At 74.5% G+C, this 12034-nt stretch carries 6 protein-coding genes; 4 read left to right on the top strand and 2 right to left on the bottom strand.

Annotated elements, in window-relative coordinates; translation table 11 throughout:
• Position 1 precedes the first annotated feature (1 nt).
• Genes ACBI99_RS29315 through ACBI99_RS29300 form a run of 4 tightly spaced genes read left to right on the top strand, consistent with a single transcriptional unit; the run spans position 2 to position 5195 of the window.
• Entirely contained in the window at positions 2 to 1138 is a 1137-nt protein-coding gene (locus ACBI99_RS29315; RefSeq protein ID WP_375073976.1) for a siderophore biosynthesis protein, read from the top strand.
• Positions 1135 to 2604 (top strand): IucA/IucC family protein, encoded by a 1470-nt coding sequence (locus ACBI99_RS29310; protein ID WP_357589990.1) that lies wholly within the window; start codon positions 1135 to 1137, stop codon positions 2602 to 2604. The genes ACBI99_RS29315 and ACBI99_RS29310 overlap by 4 nt, the downstream gene beginning before the upstream one ends.
• Positions 2605 to 4131 (top strand): IucA/IucC family protein, encoded by a 1527-nt coding sequence (locus tag ACBI99_RS29305; RefSeq protein ID WP_357589988.1) that lies wholly within the window; start codon positions 2605 to 2607, stop codon positions 4129 to 4131.
• On the top strand, positions 4128 to 5195 hold the full coding sequence (locus ACBI99_RS29300; RefSeq protein WP_364176557.1) for a type III PLP-dependent enzyme: 1068 nt from the start codon (positions 4128 to 4130) through the stop codon (positions 5193 to 5195). The genes ACBI99_RS29305 and ACBI99_RS29300 overlap by 4 nt, the downstream gene beginning before the upstream one ends.
• Here ACBI99_RS29300 and ACBI99_RS29295 read toward each other — a convergent pair.
• A complete protein-coding gene (locus tag ACBI99_RS29295) occupies positions 5155 to 8448 on the bottom strand; it encodes an ATP-dependent helicase (protein ID WP_375073975.1) in 3294 nt (1097 codons plus the stop codon). The genes ACBI99_RS29300 and ACBI99_RS29295 overlap by 41 nt on opposite strands.
• Positions 8442 to 11888: a UvrD-helicase domain-containing protein gene (locus ACBI99_RS29290; RefSeq protein ID WP_375073974.1), complete on the bottom strand. Its 3447-nt coding sequence runs from the start codon at positions 11886 to 11888 to the stop codon at positions 8442 to 8444. The genes ACBI99_RS29295 and ACBI99_RS29290 overlap by 7 nt, the downstream gene beginning before the upstream one ends.
• Between the last annotated feature and the right edge of the window lie 146 nt (positions 11889 to 12034).

The raw sequence follows: 12034 nt of genomic DNA, 5'->3' as shown, positions 1-12034 counted from the left end.
GTTGCGGCTCTACCTGACCGCGCTCAAACCGACCGATTCGGTGACCGACGGGTTCCTGCCCGCCGCCCGCGCGCTGGGGTGCGAGGTGACGATCCTCACCGACCGGCCGGAGCGGCATCCGTACGCCGTCGGTTGTGACGTGCGTGACCCGCGCGCGCTGATCGACGCGATCGAGCACCTCGGCAGGCCGGACGCGATCTTCTCCAACTCCGACCACCTCCAGGCGGAGACCGCGCTGGCCGCCGGTTACTTCGGGCTGCCCGGCAAGGACTGGCGGGCCTGCCTGACGGCCAAGAACAAGTTCCTGACCCGGCGCAGGCTGGCGGAGGCGGGCGTGGAGCGGGTGTTCTCGGCGCGGCTGGCCCCGGGCGACCCGGTGCCGGACGACCTGCCGTACCCGCTGGTGGTCAAGCCGCGTGAGGGGGTGGCCAGCGAGGACGTGCTGCTGGTCGAGTCGGATCTGGCCAAGGCCGTGGAGGCGGTCCGGGCGCGGCGGCCCGGCGAGGCGGTGGTGGTCGAGGAGTACCTGGAAGGGCCGCTGCGCACGCTGGAGACGCTGGGCGACGGCTCGCGGATCGGCGTGCTGGGCGGGTTCGCGACGACGCTCGGGCCGCTGCCGCACTTCGTCGAGGAGCGTCTCGACTGGGCGCCCGAGGGGCCGCACGAGCACGTGCTGGCGGCGCTGCGGGCGATCGGGGCGGGGTTCGGCGCGTGTCACACCGAGTACGTCGTCACGCCGGCCGGGCCCCGGATCGTCGAGGTGAACTACCGGGTGATCGGCGACCATTGCGACTTCCTGCTGGCCGACGTGCTGGGAGTGCCGCTGTTCGAGTGGATCCTGCGCGTGCACCTCGGCGAACCCATGCCCGCGATGCCCGAATCCTCCAGGTATGGGACGGCGGTCAGCCTGGTGGCCGACCGGCCGGGCACGATCCTGACCGCGCCCGGGGCCGAGGAGACCGAGCACGACGGCGTCAAGCTGTGGCACCAGCCGCTGCGCCAGGCCGGCGAGCGGGTGGAGCTGACTCACACCAACCGCGACTACCTGGGCGTGATCAGGGCCGTCGGGCCGGACCGGGCCCGCGTCGAGGCCGCCGTCGAGGGCTACCGGGCGTCCAGGCCGTGGGTCGTCGGATGAGCTCCCGCGACTCCTACCTGGCCGCCCGGGTGCTCAACGCGCTGCTGCGCGAGGACTACGGCAGGCTCTCCTCCCGCGTCACCCGCGACCGCGACGGCGTCGCGCTGACGATGGCCGACGGGCGGCTGGTGCGGCTGGCTCCCGGATCGCTCTTCCAGGACTTCGTGGTGGCGCCGGGCGAGCTGCTGGGCCTCGAACAGGTGCTGGAGACGCTGGCGGAGATCGCCGACCCGGCGGACGCCGAGGGCGTGGCCGCGTTCTTCGACGAGTGCCTGGCCGCGCTGGCCGCCCTGGAGCTGCACGACGCCCATCTGCCCGGCGTGCTGGCCAGGAAGCCGTCGTACGAGTCGCTGGCCGCCTTCACCGACCACCCGGTCTATCCGACGGCGCGGGCGCGGACGGGGCTGTCGGAGGCGGACCTGCTGGCGTACGCGCCGGAGTTCGCGCCGTCGTTCCCGCTGCGGTGGGCGCGGGTGCCCGGCGAGCTGCTGATGGCGGGCTCGTCGCCGCTGCCCGCCGACGTGCTGCCGGACGGTGACGGGCTGTTCCCGGTGCACCCGCTGACCGTCGCCGAGGTCGCCAAGATCGACGGGGTGCGGGTGCTGGACGAGCCGCGCGTGACCGTACGCCCGACGCTGTCGATGCGGACGGTGGAGGTCGGGCCGCGCGTCCACCTCAAGCTGCCGCTGCCCACGGCCACGCTGGGCAGCCGCAACCGGCGCTCGATCAAGCCGGGTACGCTGCGCGACGGCGCGCGGGCCGAGCTGCTGCTCCGCGAGCTCGCCGGCCCGGACGTACTGATCGCCGACGAGCAGGCGTACGCGCACGCCGGGCACGAGTATCTGGCCTGGATGGTCCGCAGGCTGCCGCCCGGCAAGATCGTGCCGGTGGCGGCGCTGGCCGTGCCCGGGGTGCTGGCCGAGCTGGGCGACGTGCTGCCCGCCTACCTGCGGCTGCTGTTCGGCTGGAACGTGCGGCTGTTCGTCGAGTACGGCGTCGCGCTGGAGGCCCACCAGCAGAACCTGGCCCTGGTCTTCGCCGACGGCGCCATGAAGCTGCTGGTCAAGGACAACGACGGGCTGCTCGCCTCCCCCGCCAGGCTGGCGGCGGCCGGGGTGGCGGTGCCCGCGTTCGGCGACGCGCGGATGATGACCGACGACCCGCACGCGCTGGCCGACGTCTTCGTGACGATCACGCTGCACCTGGCGGCGGCCGCGATCACGTTCGGCGCGCTGCCCCACGCCGAGGCGTCCGCGCTGCTGCGCGACACGCTCGCCGCGGCGCTGGAGCCCTACGGCGACGACCCGATGGCCAGGCTGCTGCGCGCCCGGACGCTGGAGGCGGCCAGGCTCACCGGCAAGTCGATGGTCACCGCCGGGACCCTCGTGGCCAAGCAGCGGTCGGGCGCGCGTGACATCAACAAGTTCTACGGCACCAGCGGGCCCAACTACCTGAGGAGAGCTTGAATGCACGGTCTGGCCCTCACCTCGTCTGCCGGGCCGGCCGAGGAGGCGACGCTCGCCGCGCTGCTGCGCTGCTGCGTGCGGGAGGTGGCCGGACCGCGCGGCCTGGTCTGGCCGGCGCCGCCGTTGCTGCTGCTGCGCGTGGGGGGCACGCTGCTGCGGGTGCGCACCCACGGCGGGGCCGCGCTGCGCTTCGACGGCCGTCCCGAACGGCTCGACGCGGGCGCCTGGCATCCGCTGACGTCCGCCGAGCTGGTCCGGCTGGCCGAGGCGGAGCTGGGCGCGGGGCGCAACGACGAGTTCGCCGGGCAGGTGGCCGCCAGCCGTGAGGCGGTGGCCGCGATCCTACGGGCCAGGGCGGAGGCCGTGCCGCCCGCCGATCCGTGGCTGGCCTCGGAGCAGGCGCTGGTGTACGGGCACCCGTTCCATCCGAGCCCGAAGGCGCGCGGCGGCGACGGGTGGCTGGCCTACGCGCCCGAGGCGCACGCCGAGTTCCCGCTGCGGCTGCTCGGCGTGCGGGACGACGCGGCCGCCGAGGAGGGCGACGTGCGCGCGCTCGACGCGCTGGGCGAGGCGCCGCCCGGCTACCGGCTGCTGCCGGCGCACCCGTGGCAGCTCGGCCTGCTGCGGCCCCCGCTGGGCGGCGAGCTGATCGACCTGGGGCCGGGACCGGTCGTGATGCCGACCTCGTCGGTGCGCACCGTGTACGCCCCGGCGGCCGGGGCGTGCCTGAAGTTCAGCCTCGACGTGCGGATCACCAACTGCGTGCGCAAGAACGCCTGGTACGAGCTGGCCGGGGCGGTGGAGCTGACCTCGCGGCTCGCGCCGGTGTTCGCCGAGGTGGCCGCCAAGCATCCCGGCGCCCGGTGGCTGCCCGAGCCAGGCTACCGCTCGGCGACGCCGCTGCTGGAGGGGCTGGGCGTGATCGTCCGCGCGAGCCCGTGGGCGGCCTGCTCGCCCGGCGTCACCCCGGTCCTGGCCGGGGCGCTGGCCGCCGGGCCGCCGCCGCCCGACCCGCTCGCCTGGTGGACGGCGTACGTGACGGCCGTGGCGCCGCCGGTGCTGGAGCTGTACTTCACGCACGGCGTCATCCTGGAGCCGCACCTGCAGAACGTGCTCGTCGGTCTCGACGGCTCCGGCCTGCCCGTGGAGGCGGTCTTCCGCGACCTGGAGGGCGCCAAGCTCGTCACCGGCCGCCACGACCTCAGCGGCGTGCCGGCCCGGGTCGCGGAGGCCATGTCCTACGACGCCGAACGCGGCTGGGCCCGGGTGGTCTACTGCCTGCTGGTCAACCACCTGGTCGAGATCGCGGCGACCGTCTCGGACGGCGACGACGGGCTGCTGCGCGAGCTGTGGCGCGCCGCCCGGGAGGTGCTCGCCAAGCAGGCCGCCGAGCTGGGCGGGCCGGTGCCGCTGTCGGACCTGCTCGCGGGGGCGCCGCTGCCGGCCAAGGCCAACCTGGGCGTGCGCTGGGCAAGGGCCGCCGACCGGTCCGCCGGTTATGTCCCGATCGCGAACCCGCTCGCATGATCACCGCGAGGGTCCTGGAGGCCGCCCCCCGCCTGGCCGCCCCGGCCTACCTGTACGACCTGCCCGCCCTGGACGAGCACGCGGCCGCGGTACGGGCCGCGCTGCCCGGCGTCGAGCTGTACTACGCGGTCAAGGCCAATCCGGACGCCGAGCTGCTGCGGGTGCTCGACGCGCACGTCGACGGGTTCGAGGTGTCGTCCGGCGGCGAGCACGCGCACGTGTCGGCGCTGCTGCCGGGCAGGCCGCTGGCCCTGGGCGGCCCCGGCAAGACCGACGCCGAGCTGCGGCTGCCGCATCACCGCATCCACGTGGAGTCCCCGTACGAGCTGCGGCGGCTGGTGGCGACAGGGCTGGAGGCGGACGTGCTGCTGCGCGTCAGCCCGGACCTGGCGGTGGAGGGCGCGGCGCTGACCATGAGCGGCCCGTTCGGGATGGACGAGGCGGGGGTCGAGGAGTGCCTGCCGCTGTTCACGGACCGGGTGCGGCTGCGCGGCAGGCACACGCACCTGGCGAGCGGGCTGGCCGCGCCAGAGCTGCTGCGGCTGGCGGCGGTGCTGCTGGACACCGGCCAGCCCGAGGTGAACCTGGGCGGCGGCATGGCGGTCTCCTACGGCTCGCCGGAGCGCTTCGACTGGGCGGCCTACGGCGCGGGGCTGGCGCGGCTGCGGCGGCCGGGGCAGCTCGTCAGGATCGAGCCGGGGCGGGCGCTGACCGCCTACTGCGGCTTCTACGTGACCCGGGTGGTGGACGTGAAACGGGTGCGCGGGGAGGCGTACGCCGTCCTGCTGGGCGGCACCCACCACCTGCGGACCCCGGTGACCAAGGGCCACGACCAGCCCTTCACCGTGCTGCCCACGGGCGACGGGCCGGGCGTGGCGGACGAGCCGGTCACGCTCGTCGGGCAGCTCTGCACCCCGAAAGACGTCTTCGCACGAAAAATCGTGACAACGGTACGGGTGGGGGACACGGTGGTGTTCGGGATGGCCGGGGCCTACGCCTGGAACATCTCACACCACGACTTCCTCATGCACCCGAAGCCCGGCTTCCACCATCTGCGCGGCTGACCTCCGGCACCGCCTCGATGAGGGCCACCAGGCCGTCGGCGTCGAGCAGGTCCACCGGGCGCACGGTGCGGTTGGCGCGCACGTAGTGGAAGGCCGCGCTCACCCGCTCCAGCGGCACGCCCGCCAGGTGCGACCAGGCCAGCCGGTAGGCGGCGAGCTGCACCGAGGCGGCCCTGGCCTTCTTGCCGGTCGGCGGGTCGCCGGTCTTCCAGTCGACGACCTCGTAACGTCCGCCGGGCAGCTCGAACACCGCGTCCATGCGGCCGCGCACCAGCCGGTCGGCGATCATGGTCTCGAACGGCACCTCCAGGTCCACCGGACGCCGCTCGGCCCACTCGCTCTCCTCGAAGCGCTCCTGCAGCTCCGCCAGCCGCACGTCCGCCTCTTCCGGCTCGTGCTCCAGGTCCAGGTCGAAGTCGTCGATGAGCCGCTGCTGGTCCCAGCGCGTCTCCAGCCACTTGTGGAAGGAGGTGCCCCGGCGGGCCAGCGGCGCGGGCTTGACCGGCACCGGGCGGCGGATCCTGCGCGCCAGCTCGCGGGCGTCGGTGGCCAGCGTGACCAGCGACGACACGGTCAGCTTGGACGGCAGCTCGACGGTCGTGGAGCCGCGCCGCCGATGCAACTCCCGCTCGCGCAGCAGCAGCTCGGTGTCGCGGTCCCAGGCGCGCACCCGCTCCTCCTCGAAGGCGCGCAGCGGCTGCTCCTCCTCCTCGTCCTCCAGGGTGCCCGCCAGCGCGTCCTCCACCAGGCGGGCGCCGTCAAGCACGGACTCGTACCGCAGCCCCTCGGGCGTGACGGGCCACACGGCGGCGGCCGGCTCGGCCAGCAGCGGGTTCGTGGCGCCCTCGGCGAGCTCCGGCGCCCAGAACGCGATCCGGTCGGCGCTCTGCGCGATCTCCCGCAGGAAGTCGGACGGCTCCAGCGGCTTGGACGCGCTGCCCCACCGGTAGCCGGAGGCGATCAGGTGGTAGTGGGCGCGCGTCACCGCCACGTACGCCAGCCGCCGCTCCTCCATCAGGTCGCGCTCGCGGCACCGCTCGTCGAACGCGGCCAGCTCGTCCTTGCTCAACCCCGTCAGCCGGGGCAGGTCAGCGGCGTCGCCGCGCAGCGGGTAGGGCAGCTTGCGCGGGTTGTCGGTCCAGCGGCTGTTCATGACCGGCGTGGCCGGGAACACGCTGCCCGTCGCGACCGCGCCCTTCGTGTTGAGGAGCTGCGACAGGCCCGGCACCACCACGACCGGCCACTCCAGGCCCTTGGACGCGTGCACGGTCATCAGCTTGACGCTGTTGCTGTCGCCGACCCGGCCCGCCTCCAGCCCGAACTCCTCGCTCTCCGCCGCCTGGAGATAGGCCAGGAACGCGCCCAGCGTCGGATCCTCGGCGTCGCCCGCGAACCGGGACGCCGCGTCGAGGAACGCGTCGAGGTCGGCCCTGGCCGCGAACGCGCTCACCGTGCCGCCCCGCGCCGCCACCTCGACGTCCAGGCCGAGCTTGCGCTCCACCTCGCTGATCAGGTCGGGCAGCGGCTGCGCCGTGTGCGCCCTGAGCTGGCGCAGCTCGTGGGCCAGCGCCACCAGCCGGGTCGCGGCCAGCGGCGAGAACGCCTCCAGCCACTCCTCCCGGTCGGGCAGCTCGTCGAGCGCGTCGACCAGGCTGCCGCGCTCCTCCGCCAGATCGGCCACCACCTGGTCGAGCGGGTCCTGCACGCGCTGCCCGTCACGCATCTCCCGGTTGAGCTCGCGGGCGCACTCCCCCAGCGCCCGCAGGTCCGCCGGGCCGATCCGCCAGCGCGGCCCCGCCAGCAGCCTGGCCAGCGCGTCGCCCGCCGTCGCGTCGTAGAGCACGCGCAACGTGGCCACGATGTCGGTCACCTCGGGCACCGTCAGCAGCCCGCCCAGCCCGACCACCTCGACCGGGATGTCACGATCCTCCAGCGCCCTGCGCAACGCCGGGAACTGCGACCGCTTGCGCGCCAGGATCGCCACGTCCTGCGGCTGCAGCGCAAGGGTCTTCTTGCGCTCCTTGTCCCCCCACGGCAGGCCGTCCGGGGCGACCTCCTGGCCGAGCAGCCGGGCGACGCGGTCGGCGACCCACTTCGCCTCGTCCTCGGCCGTCTCGTGGAAGGCACAGGTGACACGGCCCCGGTCGACCCGGTTCGGGCCCGGGACCAGCACCGGCACCTCACGCGCCTCCATCCGCAGCGGCAGCTGCACCCGGGCGGCCACGTCGAGCACCCGGTCACCGTTGCGGAAGCTGACGCTGAGCTGCCGCACCGGAGCCGGATCGCCCGCCCCCGTCCGGAAGTCCTCGGCGAACCGGCGCAGGTTGCCCGCCGACGCCCCCCGCCAGCCGTAGATCGACTGGCACGGGTCGCCCACCGCCGTCACCGGATGGCCGCCCCCGTACAGCGAACGCAGCAACACCAGCTGCGCATGGCTGGTGTCCTGATACTCGTCCAGCAGCACCACCGCGAACCGCTCCCGCTCGATCTGACCGACCTCGCGGTGATTGGCGGCGATCCTCGCCGCCAGCGACATCTGGTCGCCGTAGTCGATGACCTCCCGCCGCCGCTTCAACCTCTCGTACGCCTCCACCAGCGGCAGCAACTGCTCCCTGGCCGCCTGCACGGCGATCGGCTTGCGCTGCGTCTGCACCGTGCGGCCCGGCAGCTCGGCCAGACGCTCGTCCAGCCACTCCCCCACCCGCCGCACGTCACCCGGGGCGCGCAGATGCTCCGACAGCTCACCCGCCAGCTCCAGCACCGCCGCCGTCACCGAAGGCGGGCCCAGCTCCACCCGGTCCATCGGCCCGTCGTACATCGCCACCACCCGCGACGCGAGCTGCCACGACACCGCCGGCGTGACCAGCCGCATCGTCGGCTCCAGCGCCTCACGCAGCGCGTGATCGGTGACCAGGCGGGCCGCGTACGCGTGATAGGTGGAGACCGTCGGCTCCTCGTCCAGCATCGACGGCTCCACCAGGCCCGCCTCCGCCAGCCCCGCCAGCCGCTCCCGCACCCGCGTCGCCAGCTCCGCCGCCGCCTTGCGGGTGAACGTCAGACCCAGCACGTTCGACGGCTTCACCAGACCGTTGGCCACCAGCCAGACCACCCGCCCGGCCATGGTCTCGCTCTTGCCCGAACCCGCCCCGGCCATGACGACCATCGGCTCCAGCGGCGCTTCGATGACGGCGGCTTGCTCCCGGGTGGGCGGCAGGATGCCGAGCTTGCCGGCCAGCTCGACCGGGGTCAGCACACCTGTCCCCCGCTGTCGTTGACCGGGCAGCTCGCCCTGGCCGCGCACGTACGGCAGCCGTCGTTGACCTTCGCCTGGAAGAACGGGCCCGACATGCCGATCGCCACCGTGTCGACCAGATCCCGCGCCCAGCCCGGGTTCGCGTCGTCGGCCAGCGCGCCCTGCTTCTGCTCCACCGCCGCCGTCTTGCCCGCCGCCTTGCCGAGCTGCACCAGCGCCGCCCCGCCGGGCTCCGCCATGCCGTGCCTGGCGAACGCGCCCAGCAGCGCCGCCAATTGATAGACGCCGAGCTGCGGATGGCGGTCGAGCTCGCCCGGCTTGGGCTTCGTGCCGCCCGTCTTGAGGTCGATGATCACCGCCCGGCCCTCCGCGTCCTTCTCCACACGGTCGACCCGGCCCTTGATCTGGACGCCGTCGCCCACCATGGCGACGAACGCCTCCTCCAGGGCGACGAGCTCCCGCGGGTTGTCCTGCTGCCAGCGGAGGAACCGGCCGATCATCTGCTCGGCCACCCGGCGCTGCTTGCGGTTGAACCATACGCCACCGAAGTCGAGCTCGTTCCAGATGCCGTCCAGGCGGTCGCCGAGCGCGTTCTCGTCCGACAGATCCGTGGCGCCCAGCACCGCCAGCGCGTGGATGACCGTGCCCAGCCCCTGCGCCGTGCTCGTCCCGGCCGCGCCCACCGCCGTCTCCAGCAGCCAGCGCAGGCCGCACTTGGTGAAGCTCTCCACCGCCGACGGGGAAATGCTCACCACGTCGTCCGGCCAGCTCAACGGCCGGTCATCGGTCATCGTCGTCAACGCGTACCAGTCGTTCGGATGCGCGCCCTGCACCCCCGCCGCCGCCAGCCTCGCCAGCTGCCTGGCCGCCCTGCGCCGCATCGACGCCGGCTTCGTCGGATCCGTCACCGCGCTCCGCAGATCGGCCACCAGCGACGGCATGCTCAGCCAGCGCGACCGGTCCTCCACCGTCGCCTCGTCCACCGCGCCCGGCATCAGCTCCGACAGGAACCGCGACGGCCGCTCGTCGGTGTCCTCACCGCCCACCGCCGTCACCACCAGCCGATGCCGCGCCCGCGTCGCCGCCACGTAGAACAGCCGCCGCTCCTCCGCCAGCAGCTTCGACGCCAGCGACGCCGCACGCGGCCTGCCCCCCTCGGCCACCTCCGCCAGGTCCTCCACGCCCAGCATCGTGCCCCGCAGCCGCAGATCCGGCCAGACGCCCTCCTGGACGCCCGCCACGACCACCACGTCCCACTCCAGGCCCTTCGAGCGGTGCGCCGTCAACACCCGCACCGCGTCACCGTCCGGCGCCCGCTCCGCCAGCGTGTCACCCGGGATCTCCTGCGACGCCAGATCGTCCAGGAACACCTCCGGGCCCGCCTTCGGCATCCGGTCCACGAACTTCGCCGCATGATCGAACAGCGCGACGACCGCGTCCAGGTCCCGGTCCGCCTGCGCGCCCCGCTGGCCGCCGCTCAGGCTCAGGTCCGTCCACCGCTCCGCCAGGCCGCTGCCCTGCCACACGGCCCACAGCACCTCCTCGGCCGTCGCGCCCTCCCGCAGCGCCTCCCTCGCCGTGGCCAGCAGCCTCGCCACCCGCTCCGCCGGAACGGCCACGTGCGGCTCCACCCGTACCAGCTCCCGCGGATCGTTCACGGCCGCCACCAGCAACTCCCCCGACGACCGCACCCCCTCCCCAGAGCCCGCCGCCGCCCCTTCCTCCGCCGCTCCGGGCCCGGCCGAGTCGCCCTGCGGCGCGACCGCCTCCGCTACGGCGGCACGGGGGGAGTCCGCGGGCGGCGGCTCCTCCTGCGGAGCCTGCGGGCCGCCCTGCGCCGCACCAGACGGCGCCGCGCCGGACGCGCGGCCCGGTGCCGCCTTGGGGTCCGCCAGGGTGCCGGTCTGCGGGGCGCTCTGGGGTGCGCCGGCCTGTGCGCCCGGTTGGGGGGCGTCACCTTCCGGGGTTGCGGAGGCCGGGGGGTCTGCCGGGGTGGGGGCGGAGGGGGTGGGGGCGGTGTGGGCCTCGTTTTCGGCGATCTTGAGGGCGCGGCGGAGGCGGCGGACGCCGATCATGTCAGTGCCGCCGAGCGGGCCGGTGAGGAGCTCCTCGGCGACGCCCTCGTCCAGGGCGGCGGGGTCGAGGGCGACGCGCAGCAGCGTGAGAAGGGGGCGGACGCCGGGCTCCTGGGCGATGGGCACCTCGTCGCCGGCGATCATCGTGGGGACCCCGGCGGTGACGAGGGCGCGGCGCAGCAGCGGCACCTGCCGGGTGGCGGAGCGGACCAGGACGGCCATGCGGTGCCAGGGCACGCCGTCGATGAGGTGGGCCCGGCGCAGGGTGTCGGCGACGACGGCGGCTTCCTGGCTGGTGCTGTCGGCGAGCAGCACCCGTACCTCGCCGGAGGGTGTGTCGGGCAGCGGGACGAGGTCGCGGTGGCCGCGCGCCCGGGGGATGCCGTCGGCGGGAGGGCCGGCCGAGGGGGCGGGGGTGGCGGGGAGGCGGTCGGCGACGCGGCGGGAGGCCTCCAGGAGGTCGGCGCCGCTGCGGCGGCAGACGCGCAGGGCGACGATGGGCGCGTCGTGGCCGGACCGGGTGCGGAAGCGCTGGGGGAAGGCGAGGATGCCGCGTACGTCGGCGCCGCGGAAGCCGTAGATGGACTGGTCGGGGTCGCCGACGGCCACCAGGTCGCGGCCGTCGCCGGCGAGCTGCTGGAGGAGGAACTCCTGGGCGGGGTCGGTGTCCTGGTACTCGTCGACGAACAGTGCGTCGTGGGCGGCGCGTTCGCGGCGGCGTACGTCGGGGTCGGCGAGCAGTCCGGCGGCGGTGCGGATCAGCTCGGCGTAGTCCATGGCCGGGTCGGGGTCGAGGTCGAAGCGGAGCTGGTAGCGCTGGGCGAAGCGGCCGGCGGCGACCCAGTCGGCGCGGCCGTGCTGCCGTCCGAGCTCCTGTACGCGCTCGCCGTCGAGGCCGCGTTCGGCGGCGCGGGACAGGAAGTCGCGCAGCTCTTCGGCGAAGCCGCGGGTCTTGAGCGGTTCGCGCAGGTCTTCGGGCCAGTCGAGGGCGCCGTCCTCCAACTCGCCGTGGAGGAGGCGGCGGACTTCGAGGAGTTGTTCGGGGCCGGTGAGGAGGCGGGGCGGCGGCTCGCCGGCAAGGACGGCCTCGCGGCGCAGCAGGGCGTAGGCGTAGGAGTGGAAGGTGAGCGCCAGCGGGGTGCGGGTGGTGCGGCGGAGCCGGCCGGTGACGCGTTCGCGTAGCTCGCCGGCGGCCTTGCGGCTGTAGGTGAGGATGAGGACGCGTTCGGGGTCGGCGCCGCGCCGTTCGATGCGGTCGACGACGCTCTCGACGATGGTCGTCGTCTTGCCGGTGCCGGGCCCGGCGAGGACGAGCAGGGGGCCGCCGGGGTGCTCGACCACGGCGCGCTGATGTTCATCAAGCACAGGGGCCTCAACAGGCCTCCCGCTGCCGCGGCGCACCAATCGCCAGGTCTGACCACTCACAGCACTAGATTCCACCAGACCACAGGGGTAGATCGTGCCGACTTGCCCGGTCTCCCCGCGCGGACGCCCACGTTATCGGGGCCAAT

Origin of the sequence: Nonomuraea sp. ATR24 (genome assembly GCF_041950485.1) — a bacterium.
Lineage (GTDB): Bacteria > Actinomycetota > Actinomycetes > Streptosporangiales > Streptosporangiaceae > Nonomuraea > Nonomuraea ceibae.
The sequence above is the reverse complement of the archived record's forward strand: the minus strand, read 5'-3'. Positions and strand labels throughout refer to the sequence as shown.